Source organism: Rhizobium sp. S152 (assembly GCF_030380735.1).
Lineage (GTDB): Bacteria > Pseudomonadota > Alphaproteobacteria > Rhizobiales > Rhizobiaceae > Rhizobium.
Genome location: NZ_JAUDRZ010000026.1, coordinates 186,737 through 206,213, shown reverse-complemented (window position 1 = coordinate 206,213; position 19,477 = coordinate 186,737). Strand labels below are relative to the sequence as shown.

20 protein-coding genes are annotated in these 19,477 nt (G+C 63.2%); 12 read left to right on the top strand and 8 right to left on the bottom strand.

The genetic code is table 11. The features are described 5' to 3' along the window. Nucleotides 1-128: 128 nt before the first annotated feature. Nucleotides 129-2,357: a putative bifunctional diguanylate cyclase/phosphodiesterase gene (locus QTL95_RS20235; protein WP_289721712.1), complete on the bottom strand. Its 2,229-nt coding sequence runs from the start codon at nucleotides 2,355-2,357 to the stop codon at nucleotides 129-131. A 317-nt stretch (nucleotides 2,358-2,674) separates the two neighbouring features. On the opposite strand from QTL95_RS20235, the gene QTL95_RS20230 reads away from it, so the two are divergent. The 3 genes from QTL95_RS20230 to QTL95_RS20220 all read left to right on the top strand — a co-directional run bounded on the left by QTL95_RS20230 (nucleotide 2,675) and on the right by QTL95_RS20220 (nucleotide 5,808). Then, complete coding sequence (locus tag QTL95_RS20230) at nucleotides 2,675-3,634, top strand: GAF domain-containing protein (protein ID WP_289721711.1); 960 nt, start codon at nucleotides 2,675-2,677, stop codon at nucleotides 3,632-3,634. Between the two features lie 141 nt (nucleotides 3,635-3,775). After that, nucleotides 3,776-5,284 (top strand): aldehyde dehydrogenase, encoded by a 1,509-nt coding sequence (adh, locus tag QTL95_RS20225; protein WP_289721710.1) that lies wholly within the window; start codon nucleotides 3,776-3,778, stop codon nucleotides 5,282-5,284. A 140-nt stretch (nucleotides 5,285-5,424) separates the two neighbouring features. Beyond that, nucleotides 5,425-5,808, top strand: a complete 384-nt coding sequence (locus QTL95_RS20220; RefSeq protein ID WP_289722420.1) for a DUF779 domain-containing protein — start codon at nucleotides 5,425-5,427, stop codon at nucleotides 5,806-5,808. 62 nt (nucleotides 5,809-5,870) lie between these two features. Here QTL95_RS20220 and QTL95_RS20215 read toward each other — a convergent pair whose 3' ends face one another. Next, a complete protein-coding gene (locus QTL95_RS20215) occupies nucleotides 5,871-6,425 on the bottom strand; it encodes an alpha/beta hydrolase (RefSeq protein WP_289721709.1) in 555 nt (184 codons plus the stop codon). Nucleotides 6,426-6,584: 159 nt separating this feature from the next. Between QTL95_RS20215 and QTL95_RS20210 the strand changes: the two genes are divergently transcribed. Both QTL95_RS20210 and QTL95_RS20205 read left to right on the top strand, forming a co-directional pair. Next, nucleotides 6,585-7,388 carry a DUF2189 domain-containing protein gene (locus QTL95_RS20210; RefSeq protein WP_289721708.1) on the top strand — a complete coding sequence of 268 codons (804 nt, stop codon included), beginning with the start codon at nucleotides 6,585-6,587 and terminating at the stop codon, nucleotides 7,386-7,388. 79 nt (nucleotides 7,389-7,467) lie between these two features. Next, nucleotides 7,468-7,965 (top strand): low affinity iron permease family protein, encoded by a 498-nt coding sequence (locus QTL95_RS20205; RefSeq protein ID WP_289721707.1) that lies wholly within the window; start codon nucleotides 7,468-7,470, stop codon nucleotides 7,963-7,965. 12 nt (nucleotides 7,966-7,977) lie between these two features. Here QTL95_RS20205 and purB read toward each other — a convergent pair whose 3' ends face one another. The 4 genes from purB to QTL95_RS20185 form a co-directional block, all read right to left on the bottom strand. Beyond that, nucleotides 7,978-9,285: an adenylosuccinate lyase gene (gene purB, locus QTL95_RS20200; RefSeq protein WP_289721706.1), complete on the bottom strand. Its 1,308-nt coding sequence runs from the start codon at nucleotides 9,283-9,285 to the stop codon at nucleotides 7,978-7,980. A 63-nt stretch (nucleotides 9,286-9,348) separates the two neighbouring features. Next, the gene (locus QTL95_RS20195; protein WP_289721705.1) at nucleotides 9,349-9,840 is read right to left on the bottom strand and encodes a hypothetical protein; all 492 of its coding nucleotides are present in this window, start codon (nucleotides 9,838-9,840) and stop codon (nucleotides 9,349-9,351) included. Between the two features lie 10 nt (nucleotides 9,841-9,850). After that, a complete protein-coding gene (rpe, locus tag QTL95_RS20190) occupies nucleotides 9,851-10,528 on the bottom strand; it encodes a ribulose-phosphate 3-epimerase (RefSeq protein ID WP_289721704.1) in 678 nt (225 codons plus the stop codon). Between the two features lie 41 nt (nucleotides 10,529-10,569). After that, a complete protein-coding gene (locus tag QTL95_RS20185; RefSeq protein WP_289721703.1) occupies nucleotides 10,570-11,652 on the bottom strand; it encodes a branched-chain amino acid ABC transporter substrate-binding protein in 1,083 nt (360 codons plus the stop codon). Nucleotides 11,653-11,824: 172 nt separating this feature from the next. Between QTL95_RS20185 and QTL95_RS20180 the strand changes: the two genes are divergently transcribed. Genes QTL95_RS20180 through QTL95_RS20150 form a run of 7 tightly spaced genes read left to right on the top strand, consistent with a single transcriptional unit; the run spans nucleotide 11,825 to nucleotide 17,536 of the window. Further along, on the top strand, nucleotides 11,825-12,319 hold the full coding sequence (locus QTL95_RS20180; RefSeq protein ID WP_289721702.1) for a flavin reductase: 495 nt from the start codon (nucleotides 11,825-11,827) through the stop codon (nucleotides 12,317-12,319). 22 nt (nucleotides 12,320-12,341) lie between these two features. Then, nucleotides 12,342-13,271, top strand: a complete 930-nt coding sequence (locus QTL95_RS20175) for an AAA family ATPase (RefSeq protein ID WP_289721701.1) — start codon at nucleotides 12,342-12,344, stop codon at nucleotides 13,269-13,271. A gap of 1 nt (nucleotide 13,272) precedes the next feature. Beyond that, complete coding sequence (locus QTL95_RS20170; protein ID WP_289721700.1) at nucleotides 13,273-14,529, top strand: vWA domain-containing protein; 1,257 nt, start codon at nucleotides 13,273-13,275, stop codon at nucleotides 14,527-14,529. Beyond that, nucleotides 14,526-14,855, top strand: coding sequence for an XdhC family protein (locus tag QTL95_RS20165; protein ID WP_289721699.1), 330 nt, complete (start codon nucleotides 14,526-14,528; stop codon nucleotides 14,853-14,855). The genes QTL95_RS20170 and QTL95_RS20165 overlap by 4 nt, the downstream gene beginning before the upstream one ends. Further along, the gene (locus QTL95_RS20160; RefSeq protein WP_289721698.1) at nucleotides 14,855-15,583 is read left to right on the top strand and encodes an XdhC family protein; all 729 of its coding nucleotides are present in this window, start codon (nucleotides 14,855-14,857) and stop codon (nucleotides 15,581-15,583) included. The genes QTL95_RS20165 and QTL95_RS20160 overlap by 1 nt, the downstream gene beginning before the upstream one ends. Beyond that, nucleotides 15,580-17,214 (top strand): molybdopterin-binding/glycosyltransferase family 2 protein, encoded by a 1,635-nt coding sequence (locus QTL95_RS20155; protein ID WP_289721697.1) that lies wholly within the window; start codon nucleotides 15,580-15,582, stop codon nucleotides 17,212-17,214. The genes QTL95_RS20160 and QTL95_RS20155 overlap by 4 nt, the downstream gene beginning before the upstream one ends. 4 nt (nucleotides 17,215-17,218) lie before the next feature. Beyond that, nucleotides 17,219-17,536, top strand: a complete 318-nt coding sequence (locus tag QTL95_RS20150) for a TfoX/Sxy family protein (protein WP_289721696.1) — start codon at nucleotides 17,219-17,221, stop codon at nucleotides 17,534-17,536. Between the two features lie 12 nt (nucleotides 17,537-17,548). Here the strand turns inward: QTL95_RS20150 and QTL95_RS20145 are convergent, their stop codons facing one another. Continuing rightward, nucleotides 17,549-17,971, bottom strand: coding sequence for an NUDIX domain-containing protein (locus tag QTL95_RS20145; RefSeq protein WP_289721695.1), 423 nt, complete (start codon nucleotides 17,969-17,971; stop codon nucleotides 17,549-17,551). Between the two features lie 5 nt (nucleotides 17,972-17,976). Beyond that, a complete protein-coding gene (locus QTL95_RS20140; RefSeq protein ID WP_037178515.1) occupies nucleotides 17,977-19,473 on the bottom strand; it encodes a DEAD/DEAH box helicase in 1,497 nt (498 codons plus the stop codon). Nucleotides 19,474-19,477 lie beyond the last annotated feature (4 nt).

The following is a 19,477-nucleotide window of genomic DNA, read 5'->3' as shown; positions in this document are numbered from 1 at the left end:
AATGCGCCAGTCACTCCTTCCCCGGTTTCCCAGAAAGACCGGGGCTTTGGCAAGAGAATCGAGGACTTGTTCAGGGAGTTTACAGCTTTTCGCACGACAGCGAAATGCGTGCGCTGGGGCTTAGGCGGCTATCCAGCAGATCGGGGCGTCGGTGACTGACGTTGGGCGCTGGCGCTTGGTCGCCATGCGCCCGCGCGCACGAATGGCACCACCTGTGCCGCCGGCATCGGGCGGCCCAACGCATAGCCCTGCAGGACGTCGCAGCCGAGATCGCCGAGGATGCGGACGTGATCCATCGTCTCGACGCCTTCGGCGGTGACGAGGATATTGAGCGACCGGCCGATATCAATAATGGAGCGCACCAGCTTTCGCTGCTCGGCGGAATTGGGGAGCATGCGGATCAGTTCGCGATCGATCTTCAGCGTCTTCGGGCTCAGCCGGAGGAGGCTGACGATCGAGGCGTGGCCAGTGCCGAAGTCGTCGATCTCGATGTCGATGCCGAGGCGTCGCAAATGCCTCAGATTGGTGATCACGGCATCATCGCAATCATCGAGCGATATGGATTCCAGGAGTTCGAACGAGATCGTGCCGGGCACGATCTTCAGGCTCTTCAGCTTCTTGCCGAGATTGGGGTCATCAAGCCTGCGCGAGGATACGTTGACGGCGATCTTCGGGATGATGATGCCTTCGCTTTCCCACTGACGGCGGTCGACGAGCGCACGCTCGAGAATGAGGCCGTCAATGGTGGCGACCACGCCCAGATCCTCGGCGATCGTCAGGAAGCGGTCCGGGGTCAGGATGCCGTGTTCCTTGTGCTGCCAGCGGGCCAGTGTCTCGACGCCGGTTATCTCCAGCGTGCGGGCATTGAACTGCGGTTGGTAGAAGGGCACGAACTCCTGGCGCTCGAGACCAAGAAGGATCTCGTCGCCGATCCTCTTGCTGGCGATGATCCGGTGACGGGCGTCGGTCTGGAAGAACTCGTGACGATTGCGGCCGCCGCTCTTGGCGCGGTAGAGCGCGATATCGGCGTTGAGCAATATCTGCTTGGCGTCGAGCGCCGCACCACTTGCCGTGGCGATGCCGATGCTGGCGCCGAAGCGGCAGTCGTGGCCTTCGTAGCGGATCGGCTTGGCGAGCTCGCGGATGATGCGGGCGGAGAGGTTGGAGATCTTCTTGGTGGTGACATCCGCGGTGCAGAGCACCACGAATTCGTCGCCACCAATGCGCGCCACGAAATCGGTCGGTCGGACACTCTCCTTCAGAACCCCAGCGGCATGCTTCAGCATGGCGTCGCCGGCGCGGTGGCCGAGCGTGTCGTTGATCTGCTTGAAGCGGTCGAGGTCGATGTGAAGGATCGCCAGCGTCCTGTTGTCATCACGACATTGAGCCGAGCGTTCTCCGAGTTCGCGGTCAAGGTAGCGGCGGTTCGGAAGGCCGGTCAGGTAATCGTGGAGCGCGATGTGCTCGATGCTTTCCTTGGCGACCTCGAGCTCCTGGTTGCGGGCTTCCGCGAGATCCTTGGCGCGCTGCAATTCTCTGTTGAGACGCACTTCGTCGGTCACGTCCCAATTGGCGCCGATCAGCTTGCGCCGGCCGTGGCTATCGACGAAGAAACCGGACTTGGCGCGAATGACCCGCTCGACACCATCGCCGCGAATAATCCTGAATTGCTGCTGGAAATCGGTGTTGTTGGCGATGCCGGTGTTTATCGTCGCGACGACCCTGTCCTTGTCGTCGGGATGCAAAGAGGCCATCCAGGCGTCGCCCATGGTGAAGGGCGAGGAGGCGGCGATTCTATAAATCGCCAGCAGCCGGTCGTCCCAATCGACGGTGCCGTTGTCGATATCGGCCTCGAAGACGCCGATGTCTGAAATGTCGAGCGCGAGGTCGAGGCGGCGCGAGACATGCGCCAGCCGCTCTTCGGCTTCCTTGCGGGCGGTGATATCCGTGTCCGTGCCGACGAGGCGGGCAGGGGCGCCGTTCTCGCCCCACTCGACGCAGGCGCCGCGGCATTCGATCCATATCCAATGACCGCCACGGTGACGCTCGCGGTACTCGAATTTCTGATAGTCTTCATCGCCGGCATTCTGGCGCTCGATTGCCCTGACGACGAAGGCGCGATCGTCGGGATGGATCAGCTCGATCCAGGTGTCGTAGTCGCCGTCGGCCTCCTCGTCGACGGGCATGCCGCGCATGATCTTCCATGTGTCGGAATAGTATTTCTTGCCGCTTCTGAGGTCATGATCCCAGACGCCGAGGCCGGAGCCCACAAGGGCGTAGTTCCAACGGCTCTCGCGTTCGTGAAGCTCCGTCACGGAGATGGTCGACGTATCCCGAGCGGCGTCTGGCGTCTTCATCGTTGAGTTGAGCCGCTTTCCAGGATGACTATTGTTCAATACCGTGCCCGCTCTCCCTGCGTGTACGGTAGTCTGCGGGCATTACATTAAAAGCCCCTTAATTTAACGGGGTCGCATAAGCGTTGATCGAAGCCTGATACGTGGTTTTGACGTGCTTCGGTACCGGCGATATCGTCGCCCGGTTGCCGTAGGGAATTGTCGCAGATGTGCGACAATTCCAGCTGCGTAATTCGGCGGTCTGGAACGGTGGCTGGAGCACGAATTGCCAACTGTCGAGGTTTCGGCCAGAATGAGCAGATGTTTGGTGGGAGGAGCCAATGCATGAACACTCGGCGCATGCTGAGCACGTCTACTCTTGCACCCAGCGCGATTCGGCCGCCGCGAGCTCTTCGATCGTCGCTTCCTGGCGCCGATGCATCGCCATGCACCAGCTGGTGCCGGAGGAAGCGCGCGAGCCGTTCAGGCTGACCGAACGGGAATTCAACGATGCTCGCGAACAATCGGACAATCTGATCGCCAACTCTGCCGACGAACTTGACCGGTTGTTTTCCGTTGCCGGGAAAGCCGGCTGCTGCCTGCTCCTGACCGACCGCAACGGTATCGCGCTGGAGCGGCGAGGGGCGGCGGGCGACGACAAGCATTTCCGTGAGCTCGGCCTGTGGACGGGCTCGGTCTGGACGGAAGCGAGCATCGGGACCAATGGCATCGGCACGGCGCTCGCCGACGAGCGGGCGGTGGCGATCTTCCGCGACCAGCATTTCCTCTCTTCGAACATCGACCTCAGCTGCACGACGGCTCCCATTCGCGATCACCGCGGACAGCTGACGGCCGCGCTCGATATCTCGACCTGCCGCGACGACGTCAACGAGATGACGCTTTCGATGCTCTCGCAGATGGTGCGTGACGCGGCGATGCGCATCGAGATCAACCTGTTTCGCAGCGCTTTCGCCGGTGCCCGTTTCCTGATGGTGCCATCGGGCGCCAATCCTGCCGCGGCGCTGCTTGCGGTGGATAGACACGATCTGGTGCTCGGCGCCACACGCGCCGCCCGCGTGGCGCTCAAGCTCGACGACAAGAGCATCGCCGCCGGTATTCCCGCGACCGATGCGCTGCACGAGACGAACCGCGCGCAGGACGAGGATCTCGTCGAAGCCGAACGTTCGGCGCTGCGGCGCGCGCTGTCGCGCTCCAGCGGCAACGTCTCGCAGGCCGCGATCGCGCTCGGCATCAGCCGGGCGACGCTGCACAGGAAGATGAAGCGGCTTAATCTGCACTGATGTGGCCGTTCGCAGTGTCTCACCCTTGCGACACTGTGCGTTGCGGTATGATTACCCGAGGCTGTTTCCAACGGCAAAAGGCGCGCAGATTTCCTCCCACGGGTCCAGATCCGGACCTGGCTCATCTCAAGGGAGGATGACATGCTGCATCAGAAGATCGTCGAGTCTCCGTTCAAGCTGAAATACGGAAACTATATCGGCGGCGAATGGCGGGAGCCGATCGAAGGCAAGTATTTCGACAACATCACGCCTGTGACCGGCGGCAAGCTCTGCGAGATCCCGCGCTCCAGCGAAAAAGACATCAACGCCGCGCTCGATGCCGCCCATGCCGCCAAGGACAAGTGGGCCCGCACCTCGACCACCGAGCGCTCGAATATCCTGATGAAGATCGCCCAAAGGATGGAGGACAAGCTCGAACTACTGGCGCAGGCCGAGACATGGGATAACGGCAAACCGATCCGCGAAACCATGGCGGCCGACATTCCGCTCGCAATCGACCATTTCCGCTATTTCGCCTCCTGCATCCGCGCCCAGGAAGGCTCGATCGGCGAGATCGACCACGATACCGTCGCCTATCACTTCCATGAACCGCTCGGGGTCGTCGGCCAGATCATTCCCTGGAACTTCCCGATCCTGATGGCCGCCTGGAAGCTGGCACCCGCTCTTGCGGCCGGCAACTGCGTCGTCATCAAGCCGGCGGAGCAGACACCAGCCTCGCTGCTCGTCTGGGCGGAGATCGTAGGCGACCTCCTGCCGCCGGGTGTCCTGAACATCGTCAACGGCTTCGGCCTGGAAGCCGGCAAGCCTCTCGCATCCAGCCCGCGCATCGCCAAGATTGCCTTTACCGGGGAGACGACGACGGGGCGGCTGATCATGCAGTATGCCAGCCAGAACCTCATTCCCGTCACGCTGGAGCTTGGCGGCAAGTCGCCGAACATCTTCTTCGCCGATGTCGCCGCCGAAGACGACGACTTCCTCGACAAGGCGCTCGAAGGTTTCGCGATGTTCGCGCTCAACCAGGGCGAGGTCTGCACATGCCCGAGCCGCGCCCTGATCCAGGAATCAATCTACGAGCGCTTCATGGAAAAGGCTGTCAAACGCGTCGAAGAAATCAAGCAGGGCAATCCGCTCGATCCCGCGACGATGATCGGCGCCCAGGCGTCCAGCGAGCAGATGGAGAAGATCCTCGCCTATCTCGATATCGGGAAACAGGAAGGCGCTCAGGTTCTGGCCGGCGGCGACCGTAACGATCTCGGCGGCGAACTTGCCAGCGGCTACTACATCAAGCCGACGATCTTCAAGGGCCACAACAAGATGCGCGTGTTCCAGGAGGAAATCTTCGGACCCGTGGTCTCTGTCACGACCTTCAAGGACGAGAAGGAAGCCCTCGAAATCGCCAATGACACGCTCTACGGCCTCGGCGCCGGCGTCTGGACCCGCGACGGCAACCGCGCCTATCGCTTCGGTCGCGAGATCCAGGCCGGCCGCGTCTGGACCAATTGCTACCACGCTTATCCCGCGCATGCGGCCTTCGGCGGCTACAAGCAGTCCGGTATCGGCCGCGAGACGCACAAGATGATGCTCGACCACTACCAGCAGACGAAGAACATGCTGGTCAGCTACAGCCCGAAGAAGCTTGGGTTCTTCTGAGGGGCAGAATGAATCGGTATCTCGTTTCCGACAACAGATGCCGAGGCAGGAAAGAGGTTCGGTGGGAGCGGCCGGGTTAAGCCCTCCCCCTTGTGGGGAGGGTTAAGAGGGGCCTTTGCGCAAACGATATGAGGCGCATGATGGATAGCACAATCAATGGCGAACCGCGTGTTCTCGCCACCGACGCCGCCGTCGATCTCATCGATGAGATCAGGCGCGATCATCCCGACATCCTGTTTCACCAGTCCGGCGGATGCTGCGACGGCTCGTCGCCGATGTGCTATCCGGCGAACGAGTTCATGGTGGGAGACAGCGACGTGAAGCTAGGAGAGATCGCTGGCGTCCCTGTTTATATCAGCGCCAGCCAGTTCGAAGCCTGGAAGCACACGCAGCTGATCATCGATGTCGTTCCCGGCCGCGGCGGCATGTTTTCGCTCGATAACGGCAGGGAAAAACGCTTTCTGACCCGCTCAAGATTGTTCGGCGGCGGGGAGGCGTGCGCCATTCCGAGCGCACGAAGCTAGCGATCAGGACTTGGGTCACCGGCCGTTGATGTCAGCGAGCGCGCCCGAAAGCAAGCGCTCGATCAAGCCTTCAAGCGGCTCAGGAACTGCGCGAACACCATCGTGCCCTCGGGCCACGGGCCGTGACCGGACTCGGCGTTGATGTGGCCGGATTCGCCAGCGTCTATCAGCAACGAGCCCCAGCTTGCGGCGAGGTCGTCGGCGTGTTCGTAGGTGCCGAACTGGTCGTTGCGGCTGGCGACCGTGATCGCCGGGAACGGCAGCGGATCGCGCGGGTAGGGGCCGAAGGTCATCAGGTGTTTCGGCCGGATCGCAGGATTGGCGACATCCGGCGGCGCCACGAAGAAGGCGCCGACCACCTTGTTGCGGAAATGCGGGATGGCATGAACGGCCGAGGGTATGCCAAGCGAATGCGCGACGAGCACCACAGGACGCGTCGAGGTGTTCACCTCTTCGGCAATCCGCGCCACCCAATCGTCGCGTACCGGCTTCGACCACTCCGCCTGCTCGACCCGGCGCGCCGTGCTGAGTTTGTTTTCCCAGCGGCTCTGCCAGTGATCGGGGCCGGAATTGGTGTAGCCGGGGATGATGAGGATATCGAGGTCTGATGCTTTCATGATGGCGCCGATGTGAGAAGACCCGGCCATTATGTCAAGGCCGGGGACGACAAGGCCAGCCAAATTTGTTATGTTTGCGGCATTGCCGGTTGCGTTTTCGTGTCGGCCTTCACGCCGATCTCGCTGCGGCCGGCCATGATGGCCGAGGAGGAGATAGCCATGACGGCGTTTCATGTCATGTCGGGTGCCGGTGAAATCTATTCACGCCCCGTCGTCAACAAGATCAGCACATCCGACGTATTCGAAGCGCTGAGGCGCGGGTTCGACGACTTCAGGGAAAAGCCGTCGCACTATGTGTTTCTGTGCCTCATGTATCCGGTCGCAGGGATCTTCATCGCGCTTGCGACCTCGAGCGCCAACCTGCTGCCGATGATCTTTCCGCTGATCTCGGGCTTTGCGCTCGTCGGGCCGATCGCCGCGATCGGTCTCTACGAAATCAGCCGCCGCCGCGAAATCGGCATGGATACCTCCTGGCGATATGCGATGCGGGTAACGCGCTCGCCGGCCTTTCCGTCGATCATCACCGGCGGGCTGCTGCTTTTCGCGTTCTTTGTCGTCTGGCTGGTCACGGCGCAGACGCTTTATACCAACGTGTTCGGCGATGTGTTCCCGCGCTCTATAGCGTTGTTTTCCGAGCAGGTGTTCGGAACGCCCGAGGGCATGCAGCTGATCGTCTGGGGCAACCTTATAGGCCTCGGTTTCGCCATCGTGGTACTGGCGACGACAGTCGTGACGTTTCCCATCCTGCTCGATCGCGACATCGGGCTTGTGGCCGCCATGGAGACATCGCTGCGGGCGACGATCGCCAATCCGGTGCCGGTGTTCACATGGGGCCTGATCGTCGCGGTCAGCCTTGTGGTCGGCATGATCCCCGTCCTGATGGGACTTGCCCTCGTCATGCCGATCCTCGGCCATGCGACGTGGCATCTCTACCGCAAGCTGGTCGCGCCGCCGGTGGTCTGAGCGATTGCGTAGCGCCTCGGCAACGGAACCCGGGAACCTTCATCGGCGTTTTTCCTCATGCCGATGAGGGAGGAGTTTCATGGCCACGTCGCAACATATCTTTGCCCGTTTCGCTACGACGGTGTCCGAATGGGCGGGCAAGCCGCTCGCCTTCATTCTGGCCTTGGCAGCCGTCATCGTCTGGGCGGGACTCGGGCCGGTTTTCGACTATTCGGAGACCTGGCAGCTGGTCATAAACACCGGCACGACGATCGTGACCTTCCTCATGGTGTTCCTGCTGCAAAACGAACAGACGCGGGATACGCGGGCCATCCAGGCCAAGCTCGACGAGATCATCCTCACCAGCCACGCCGAGAACAAGTTCATCGGCATCGAGCATCTCGACGAGGAGGATCTGGAGCATCTCGACCGGTTGGTGGCGAAGGCGGCCAAGGGGCAGCGCGAGGCGCTGGCCGCCAAGCTCGACATATCCAAGCGAGAGAAGACGCGTCGTCCGGGCGCACCCAAGGCAACCGCACCAAAGCCCCGCAAGCCGAAACGAAAAACGGCGCCGCAACGGGCGCCGTCCAAGGTTTGATGCCAAGCCTGATCAGGCGTTGCCGAAAACGCGCTTGAAGATCGTGTCGACGTGCTTCGTGTGGTAGCCGAGGTCGAACTTTTCGCGCAGCTCTTCTTCCGAAAGGGCCGCGCGCACTTCGGTGTCGGCAAGCAGTTCCTCAAGGAAGTCCTTGCCCTGTTCCCAGACCTTCATGGCGTTGCGCTGAACGAGGCGGTAGCTGTCCTCGCGCGATACACCGGCCTGGGTAAGTGCGAGCAGAACGCGCTGGCTCATGACTAGGCCGCGGAACTTGTTCATGTTGGCAAGCATGTTCTCGGGATAGATCACCAGCTTCTCGACGACGCCGGCCAGCCGGTTCAGCGCGAAGTCGAGAGTGATCGTGGTGTCGGGGCCGATGGCGCGCTCGACGGAGGAGTGCGAGATATCGCGCTCGTGCCACAGGGCCACGTTTTCCAGCGCCGGCGTGACCGACATGCGGACAAGGCGGGCGAGGCCGGTCAGGTTTTCGGTCAGGACGGGGTTGCGCTTGTGCGGCATGGCCGACGAGCCCTTCTGGCCGGGCGAGAAGAACTCCTCAGCTTCCAGGACCTCGGTGCGCTGCATGTGGCGGATCTCGATAGCGACGTTCTCGATCGACGAGGCGATGACGCCGAGGGTCGCGAAGAACATGGCGTGCCGGTCGCGCGGAATGACCTGCGTGGAGACCGGCTCGGGGATGAGGCCGAGCTTGGCGCAAACGTGTTCCTCGACCGACGGGTCGATGTTGGCGAACGTGCCGACGGCACCTGAAATCGCGCCGGTGGCGATCTCGGCGCGGGCATTGACGAGGCGGGCGCGGTTGCGCTCCATTTCGGCGTAGAAACGGGCAAACGTCAGGCCCATCGTCGTCGGCTCGGCGTGGATGCCGTGGCTGCGACCGATGCGAACGGTGTCCTTGTGTTCGAAGGCGCGCTTCTTCAGCGCCGCGAGCACGCGGTCGAGATCGGCGAGCAGGAGATCGGCGGCGCGCACGAGCTGGATGTTCAGCGTCGTGTCGAGAACGTCGGACGAGGTCATGCCCTGGTGGATGAAGCGGCTGTCGGGGCCGACGAATTCGGCCAGATGCGTCAGGAAGGCGATGACGTCATGCTTTGTGACGGCTTCGATCTCGTCGATGCGGGCGACGTCGAACTGGGCCGCGCCGCCCTTTTCCCAGATGGTTGCTGCGGCGGATTTGGGGATGACGCCGATCTCGGCCAGCGCATCGCAGGCATAGGCCTCGATCTCGAACCAAATGCGAAACTTGGTTTCGGGCGACCAGATGGCGACCATTTCTGGCCGGGAGTAGCGCGGGATCATGGCTTCGTACTTTCGTTCATTGAAGGAATTCTGGCGCCCCTGTAGCAAAGACGGGCGGCAATCTCAACGCATGCGTTTCGCGAGCAAGAAACTGGTGGCGATCAGGCCGATCAGGCCCAACGGCAGGAAAAGGCGCGTACCGAGGACGCCGAACTGATAGACGGCGCTGGCGCCGGTGACCAGGAACTGGAAGATCCAGGTGAGCGAGCCGAAATTGGCGTGCCATCGCGTGTAGAAGACGCGGTAGTCCATGGCGAAGAGAAAGGCCGTCATCAGGATCGTGCAGACGGTCAACGCCACGAAGAAGGCGGCAAACCGTGTCTCTATACGGTGACCGGTTGCAAGATAGCGGCCCGCCATCAGGGCGAAGGGCCATGAGAGAAGACCGCCGGCGAAATAGAGGATCGCGAGGTCGGCGGCGTGGCTGGTCTCAAAACGGTTCCTCAGATAGAGCGCCACCATGGACGAGAGCAGCATCTGCGCCGCCCAGAGTAGAGCGCCGGCGACGAGGTCCAAGGCGGGCGGATATGCCGCTCTGAGCCGCTCCGATGCCACTACGGGCGCTTTACTTCGCCTGGCCTTCGGCGGCGGTGCGGAGCGCGCTGATCGCCGTCCTGTAGGCCTCGACGGAGCCACCCTTGAAGATCGCTGAACCGGCAACGAGGACATTGGCGCCGGCCTTGCCGATCATCGGCGCCGTTTCGACGGTCACACCGCCATCGACTTCGAGGTCGATCGGCCTGTCACCGATCAGTGACCGGGCGGCCGCGATCTTGTCGGCCATGGCGGGAATGAACTTCTGGCCGCCGAAGCCCGGGTTGACGGACATGATCAGGATGAGGTCGACGTCGTCGAGCACGTTCTCGATCGCGGAGAGAGGCGTCGCCGGGTTGAGGGTTACACCGACCTTCTTGCCGAGGCTGCGGACGGTCTGCAGCGAGCGGTGCAGGTGGACGCCGGATTCGGCGTGAACCGTGATGCGGTCGCAGCCGGCCTTGGCGAAGGCTTCGAGATAGGGATCGGCCGGTGCAATCATCAGGTGGCAGTCGAAGGTGGCGTCCGTATAGGAGCGCAGCGACTTGATGACGTCGGCGCCGAAGGAGATGTTCGGCACGAAATGGCCGTCCATGACGTCGAGATGGATCCAGTCAGCGCCGGCGGCCGTGACGTCGCGGACTTCCTGGCCGAGCTTGGCAAAATCGGCGGCGAGAATGGACGGTGCGATGCGGATGGGCGTGGTCATCTGGATGGTTCTCCGTAAAGATCGCTCGCTCTGGGCAAGCGCTATTTCGTCTGGCCGCCGGGGGCTGCGAAATGATCCGCATGCCACTCAAGGAGGCGATAGGGGTTTTCCGTCAGCTCATGGCGGGCATCGAACTTGATCTGGCCGATCGCCGTGTCGAAGGTGCCGCCGCCGATATGCTGCGAGATCGGGCGGTCATCGCTGGCGGCGTCGCGGGCTGCCTTGGTGGCGATCTCGGCGGCGGCGTAGGCCGGCAGTATGTAGCCTTCCGGCTCGACGCCGGCGGCGCGCAAACTTGTCACGGCAGCCGTTGCCGTGGCGTCGAAGGCATAGTCGGGCAACGTCACGGCGGCGATACCGTCGGCAAGCGGTACGGGCTGGTTGGCGGCGCGCATCGCGTCGCCCGAGAGGATGTCGAGCTTGAACTTCTCGGCCGCCGCATCGCGGGCGACGATCGCGACGTCGCTGCGGTCGCCGCCAATGAAGACCTTGGTCGCGCCGGCCTTCTTCAATCGCCTGACAAGTCCGAGCTGCTGGTCCTGGCCGGGGCGATAGGTGTCGGTGAAGACGGGTTTCAGGCCCTTCTCCTCAAGGGCAACCCGCACAGCCTCGGTGAGTTCGCGCCCGTGGATCGTGCCGTCCTCGATGAGGGCGATCGGGGCGGCGGCCCAGTCGCGCAGGATTACCTCGATGATCTTCTGCGCCTCGGTGCCATCGGCGGGCGCCAGGCGGTAGAGCGGCCAGGCGTTCTTAAGCGCATCTTCCATCAGGATGCGCGAGCGCACGGAGACGGTGATGGCCGGAATGTTGGCGTCCTTGAGCCGGGGCAGAGCGCCTTCCAGCGTTTCGCTGCAGAGAAAGCCGATCGCGACCTGGACCTTGGCGGCGATCAGGGCGTCGGCGACGGTTCCGCCGGTATTCTCCTCGCAGGGCTCGTCGACCGTGACGATCGTATCACCGTCCTGAGAGAGCTGTGCCTTCGCGCCGGCGACGACCTGAGTTCCGAGCAGCGACAGGTTGCCACTCTGCGGGGCGACGACGCCGATCGTCAGGCCTGCCGCATGGCATTCTCCGGCTGCGAGAAGCAGCATCGGCAGAAATCCTATGCCACGCGAGATGCTCATTAAGACCGTCTGTCTCCTGTCGTTGGTCCTGCTCTTTTATCTGTCCGGCATGGATCGTCAAAGAAAAACGCACGCAAGTTCAGCTTTTTGCTGGCGTTTTGTAGAAAAGGTAACCGATCACCTTCATATTGAATGGGAATGATAGCCGGATGATCGCCGGCGGGAGAACCGAGTGTTGGACAAGCAGCAAATCGATCCGCGTCTCTACCGCGAAGCCATGAGCCGTTTCGGCGGCCACGTTCAACTTGTCACGACCGCCATCGGCGCGGAGTCGCGTGGCGTGACCATTACTGCCGCGTGCTCGGTCTCGGACGCACCGGCAACGGTGCTCGTCTGCCTCAATAACAGCAATCCGAAGAACGACATTTTCTTCAAAAGCGGCGTCTTCGCGCTCAATACGCTGGGCGCGCACCATCACAATCTCGCAGATGCCTTTTCCGGCCGCACGCACCTGACCAACGAGGAGCGTTTCGCTGTCGGCAAGTTCGCTACCTTGGTGACAGGCGCGCCGGTGCTGGAGGATGCGCTGGCGTCTTTCGACTGCCGGGTGACCGAGATCAAGGAGATGTCGACCCATCACATCATCTTCGGCGAGGTGGTCGGCGTGCGGGTCAGTGACGCAAGGCCGGCGCTTCTCTATATGAACCGGAACTATCACACGCTATAACTTCCTGATCATGGGAGGCTATATGTCGGATCACGTCGCTTCTTCGCCGCCGTCTTCGATCGACGAGACGATCGCCATGCTCGGCGCCCACGACTATCTGGCCGGCCGGGCGCTCGGAACCGTTCTCTTTCTGGCGTTGCGGATGAAGCGGCCGCTGTTTCTCGAGGGCGAGGCCGGCGTCGGGAAGACGGAGATCGCCAAGGTGCTCTCCAAGGCGCTGGGGCGCCCGCTCATCCGGTTGCAGTGCTACGAGGGGCTCGATGTCGCCTCGGCGGTCTACGAGTGGAACTATCCAGCGCAGATGCTGGAAATCCGGCTGGCCGAGGCGTCGGGTATGACCGATCGCGGCCGCATTGAATCCGACATCTTCTCGGAGCGATATCTGATCCGGCGGCCGGTGCTGCAGGCGCTTTCGTCGGTCGGCGGCAGGGCGCCGGTGTTCCTGATCGACGAGCTCGACCGTACCGACGAGGCTTTCGAGGCCTTCCTGCTCGAAGTGCTATCCGATTTCCAGGTGACGATCCCGGAACTCGGGACGATCAAGGCGGGCGAACCGCCGATCGTCATCATCACCACCAACAGGACGCGCGAGGTGCACGACGCGCTGAAACGGCGCTGTCTCTACCACTGGGTCGACTATCCCGATGCGGCGCAGGAACTGGAGATCATCCGCCGCAAGGTGCCGCGCTGCGACGAGGCGCTTTCCGCGCAAATCGTGGCCTATGTGCAGAAGCTCCGAGGCCTCGATCTGTTCAAGAACCCCGGCGTTGCCGAGACTATCGACTGGGCGACGGCGCTGACCGAACTCGACCGGCTGGCGCTCGATCCGCAGACGATCTCCGACACGATCGGGACGCTTCTCAAGTATCAGGACGATATCGCCCGCATCCAGACGAGCGAGGGTGCCAAAGTGCTTGATGAGGTCAGGCACGAGCTGGCCCAGGCAGGCTGACGTGAATACGGCGAGCGGACAGGACGGCCTTGCTTCGAATGCTCCGACTGCCGGCCGGTTCGCCGACAACATCGTCTATTTCGCCCGCACGCTGCGCGCCGCCGGACTGAAGATCGGACCAGGGTCGATCGCCGATGCAATAGAGGCGGTCGAGGCGATCGGCATGGGCTCGCGGGAGGAATTTCACGCGGCGCTCGGTGCGGTCTTCCTCACCAGGCACGAGGACAAGCCGGTGTTCGACGAGGCCTTCCGGCTGTTCTGGCGCTCACGCAATCTCGTCGAGAAGATGATCGCGATGATGTCGCCGAAGGCAGCGGACGGGCGCCAGCGGGAAAGGCCGAGGCCGGGCGAGAGCCGGGCTGCCGATGCGCTCTTGGGCGACAGGCCTGATAACAGGCCGCCGCGCGAGGAGCCGGATATCGAGATCGACGCGCGCTTCACCGTGTCAGGCAGCGAGGCATTGCGGCAGATGGATTTCGCGCGCATGTCGGCCTCGGAAATCGGGGCGGCGAAGAAGGTGCTGGCGAAACTGCATCTGCCGCTGGACAGGGTGCGTACGCGCCGCTTCAAGCCTTCACATATACATGCCCGGATCGATCCGCGCGCGACCATGCGGGCGGCGATGCGTAACGGCGGTGCGCTGATCCTGCCGCGTTACCGCGAGATCCGCGAAATCCAGCCGCCGCTGGTCGTGCTCGCCGATATCTCGGGATCGATGAGCCAGTATACGCGGATCTTCCTGCATTTCCTGCATGTGCTGACCGAGCGGCGACGGCATGTGCATACTTTTCTCTTCGGCACGCGGCTCACCAATGTCAGCCGCCAGATGCGGCACAAGGATCCCGACCAGGCGATGGACGAATGCGCGGCGGCGGTGAAGGACTGGTCAGGGGGCACGCGGATCGGCGAGACCCTGCAGCAGTTCAACCGGATATGGGCCCGGCGGGTGCTCGGCCAAGGCGCCGTCGTGTTGCTGATCACTGACGGCCTGGAGCGGGAAGGCACCGAACTGCTGGCGACGGAAATGGACAGGCTGCACCGCTCCTGCCGCCGGCTGATCTGGCTCAATCCGCTTTTGCGGTTCGACGGCTTCGAGCCGCGCGCCCGCGGCGTGCGCGCCATGCTGCCGCATGTTGACGAATTCCGGCCGGTTCATAACTTGGCATCCTTGAGTGATCTCGCGACAGCCCTAGGTGCCGCGAGATCGTCGGCGCATGATCCGCGCCGGTATCTGGAAAGATTGAAGGGAAGAGCATGATGGACGGTGCCTTGCAGCACGACCCGCTCGTGGTCGCGGAGACCTGGAAAAGCAGTGGCCGGAACGTCGCGATCGCGACGGTCGTCGAGACCTGGGGGTCGGCGCCACGCCCGGCCGGCAGCCATCTTGTGATCGACGCGGAGGGTAATTTCGAGGGCTCCGTGTCCGGTGGATGCGTCGAGGGCGCGGTCATCACCGAGGCGCTCGACGTCATTGCAAGTGGTCACGCCAAGATGCTCGAATTCGGCGTTGCTGACGAGACGGCGTGGCGGGTCGGGTTGTCCTGCGGCGGCCGCATCCGGGTCTATGTCGAAAGGCTGGACTGATGCGCCAGACGACGCTTGCCGCCCTCAACACCGCAAGACGATCGCGCGAGGCGGTCGTGCTGATCACCGATCTCGACGACGGCCACGATACCGTCGTGCTGGAGGGTCAGATGCCGCCCGGATCGCTGCGTGTTGCCGTCGAGGCTGCGTTTCGCTCCGGCAAGTCGGGTGCCGTCGATCTTGCCGGCCGCCGCTATTTCATCAACGTCCACCTGCCGCCGACCCGCATCGTCGTCATCGGCGCCGTGCATATCAGCCAGGCGCTGGCAACGATGGCCGCCGAGGTGGGCTTCGACATCCGCATCATCGATCCCCGCACCGCCTTTGCCACGCCTGAGCGCTTTTCCGGGGTGGAACTCGTAGCCGATTGGCCGGCCGATGCCTTGAAGGCGCATCCGCTCGACGCCTATACGGCCCTCGTCGCCGTGACGCATGATCCGAAGATAGATGACGAGCCGATCATCGCGGCGCTGCGGACAGGCTGCTTCTATGTTGGCGCGCTGGGTAGCCGGAGGACGCATGCGGCGCGGCTCGAGCGCCTGCGCGAGCAGCAGATTGCCGAGGCGGACCTTGAACGGATCAGCGCCCCTGTCGGCCTCGATATCGGCGCCGCCAGCCCGGCGGAGATCGCGGTCTCGATCCTTGCCGACATCATCAAGACGCTGCGGTTCCGCGATATCGCGTCAGCGTCGGGTGACGATACCTCTATGAGAGGTGACGAGGCATGAGGTTTGGCGAATTTCCCGTCGGAGAGGCGGAAGGGTTGGTGCTTGCGCACGCGCTGAGGCTTCCTGACGGAAGCCTGCCGAAAGGACACAGAATCGAACGACCCGACGTCGAGCGGCTGCTCGGAGCCGGCGTCTCCACTGTCATCGCCGCCGGGCTCGACCCCGGCGACGTGACCGAGGACGAGGCGGCTGAGCAATTGGCGAAGGCGGTTGGACCCGATCATCTGCGCTTCTCCGAGGCATCAACGGGCCGGGTAAACGTCCATTCCACCGTCGATGGATTGTTCGTTGCCGACCGGGCGGCGGTCGATCGGCTGAACAGGGTCGATCCCGCCATTACACTCGCCTGTCTTGACGACCATGTGCCGGTGAAAGCCGACGACATGGTCGCGACGTTCAAGATCATTCCGCTGGCGGTCTCGGGCGAGAAGCTTGCGCTTGCGTGCGATATCCTGCGATCCACCGATGCCTTTGCCGTCAAGCCCTTTGCGGCTCATGCCGTGTTGCTGGTGGCAACGGAACTGCCGTCGCTGAAACCCGGCGTCATGGACAAGACGGCCCGCGTGCTGGAAAAGCGGTTGCTGGCATCGGGCAGCGCGCTGACAGGCGAGGAGCGGGTGGCGCATCGCGCCGAGGCAGTGGCGACCGCGATCCGTTCTGCGGCGGATGCGCCGGTGTCCGGCCGCCGGCTGATCGTCGTCTTCGGCGCTTCTGCCGTCATCGATGCAGACGACGTCATCCCGGAGGCGATCCGCAAGGCCGGCGGCGAGGTCATACAGGTCGGAATGCCTGTCGATCCCGGCAACCTGTTGGTGCTCGGCCGTCTCGGCACCATACCCGTCATCGGCGCGCCGGGATGCGCGCGCAGTCCGAGGGAGAACGGCTTCGACTGGGTGCTTGACCGCGTTCTCGCCGGAGAGATGCCGGATGCCTTCGAGATCAGCGGCATGGGGGTTGGAGGCCTGCTTATGGAAATAACATCGCGGCCGCGTCTGCGCGATGCCGCCGAGCGGCCCGCAAAGCCGGTCGTGGTCGCGGCGCTCGTTCTGGCGGCGGGCAGGGCGAGCCGGATGGGCGAGGGCGGCCCGCACAAGCTGCTCGCGGAATTCGGCGGTGTGCCGTTGGTGCGGCGCTCAGTGCAGGCGGCGCTCGCCAGCAGTGCCGGCGCGGTCGCGGTCGTCACGGGATACAGGCAGAGGGATATCGAAGCGGCGCTGTCCGATCTCGACGTGATGTTGGTCCACAATCCCGACTACGCCTCGGGCATGGCCTCGTCGCTGGTCGCCGGGTGTTCCGCGGATGCGGTGCGGCGGGCGGATGGCGTGCTCGTCATGCTCGCCGACATGCCGGGGGTGTCCTCCGGCGATCTCGACCTGCTGATTGCCGCCTTCCGGCAATCGGGCGGCCATTCGATCGTGCGGGCGGTGTCGCATGGCAAGCGCGGCAATCCGGTTATCCTGCCCCAGTCACTGCATGGTGATATCATGCAGCTCGTGGGCGACGTCGGTGCGCGGCATCTCATCGAGACATCGGGCATCCCGGTCATTGACGTCGATATCGGCGATGGGGCACATCTCGACGTCGACACACCGGAGGCCGTCATCGCGGCCGGCGGGATATTGAAGGGGTAGTTTGATGGACGCGGCAGCGATCGAAGAGATGTTTCAGGGACTTGGCCCCGTCACCATCAAGCGGATGTTCGGCGGTAAGGGCATCTACCACATGGGACGGATCATCGCGCTTGAGGTTCGCGACGAGATGCTGCTGAAGGCGGATGCGCAGAGCGCGCCGGATTTCGCCGAGGCCGGTTCCACGCAATGGACCTATGACGGGCGCAAGGGCACGCCGATCAAGATGCCGTACTGGTCGGTGCCGGAGGATGCCTATGACGATCCCGACATCATGGCGAAATGGGTAAGGCTCGCCTATGAGGCAGCGCTCCGGGCAGAATGATCGGCGATATTGTCAGGCGAAGTCGTCTTCGCCGAGACGCGCGATGGCCGCGGCCGCGAAGGCCGAAAGCGGCTGCGGCAGCTCGGCGCGGCTAAACCAGCCGAAATCGGAGAGCTTGTCCGGTTCGGTAAGCTTGGGCTCACCCTTGAACTCGCTGGCGATATACAGCAGCGAGATCCAGTGCTGGTTGTCGGCATCGGAGATCAGTTCGGTCGGCCCGAGCAGGCGCACGCCACCAATATCGAGGCCGGTTTCCTCCTCTGCTTCGCGGCGGGCGGCTTCCTCAGCCGGCTCCATATGATCGACCTTGCCGCCGACGATACTCCAGTAGCCGGCTTCCGGTGGACGCATGCGCTTGTAGAGAAGGATCTTGTGGTCGCGCAAAATCACCAGGCCTACGCCTAGGCCTGGGAAATCGATGCCCGGCACGCCCATGATCGTCAGATCTTGGCGTTGGCGGTGATCAGCATGAAGGCCGGAATTTCGTCGCCGAAGCCAACAGGGGTCGGGCCGTCGTCGTGATCGCGATAGCGGCGGCGCTCGCGGTTGTCGTCGTTCGCCGGATAGGGCCGCGAGTTGCGCGAGTTGTTGTGCGGCTTCTGTTCTGCTTTGCGCTCTTGCTTCACGCTTTCGGCCCTTGCTGGTGCTGCTACAATCGTCTCGACGTCGGCAGTATCTTCGACGGCGATATCAGATTTATGACCCCCGCGACCACGACCGCGTCCACGGTCCTTGTCACGATCACGTCCGCCGGACTTGCGGCGGGAGCGATCGTCGTCGCGGCTCGGTTCCGCCGGAGGCAGGGCCGAGAGATCCCCGTTCAGCCATTCGACCTTCTCGCCGATCAATTTTTCAATCGCATCGGCGAACTTCTGGTCGCGGCTGGTGACGAGGGTGAAAGCAGCGCCGGAGCGGCCCGCGCGGCCGGTACGGCCGATGCGGTGCACGTAATCCTCAGAGTGGATCGGCACATCGAAGTTGAAGACGTGGCTGACATCGGGGATGTCGAGACCACGGGCCGCGACGTCGGAAGCCACCAGGATCTGGAGCTGACCGTCACGGAAGTTCTGCAGCATGGTCGTGCGCGAACGCTGGTCCATGTCGCCATGCAGCGCGCCGACGGAGAAGCCGTGACGTTCCAGCGAACGGAAGAGATCGGCGACGTCTTTCTTGCGGTTGCAGAAGATGATGGCGTTCTTCACGTCTTCCTGGGCACGGATGAGATCGCGAAGCGTTGCACGCTTCTCGTAGTCCTTGCCGTGGGAAGCGACAAAGCGCTGGGTGATGGTCTTCGAGGCAGAAGCGGGCTTCGCCACTTCGACGCGCTCCGGGTTCTGCAGGAAGCGATCGGCCAGCTTCTGGATTTCCGGCGGCATGGTGGCCGAGAAGAACAGGGTCTGGCGGGTGAACGGGATCATCTTGGCGATGCGTTCGATATCGGGGATGAAGCCCATATCGAGCATGCGGTCGGCTTCGTCGATGACGAAGATCTCGACGCCGCTCATCAGGAGCTTGCCGCGTTCGAAATGGTCGAGCAGACGGCCAGGCGTGCAGATCAGGACGTCAGCGCCGCGCTCGAGCTTGCGGTCCTGTTCCTCGAAGGAAACGCCGCCGATCAAGAGCGCCACGTTCAGGCGGTGATTCTTACCGTACTTCTCGAAGTTCTCGGCGACCTGGGCCGCGAGTTCGCGGGTCGGCTCGAGGATGAGGGTGCGGGGCATGCGTGCGCGGGCACGGCCCTTTTCCAGAAGGGACAGCATCGGCAGCACGAAGGACGCGGTCTTGCCCGTGCCCGTCTGCGCGATACCGCAGATATCGCGACGTTCCAGCGCAAAGGGAATGGCGCCGGCCTGAATAGGCGTTGGCGTCGTGTAGCCCGCATCGGTGACAGCGGATAGCACTTTTTGGCTCAGGCCAAGATCAGCAAATGTCGTCAAAGGG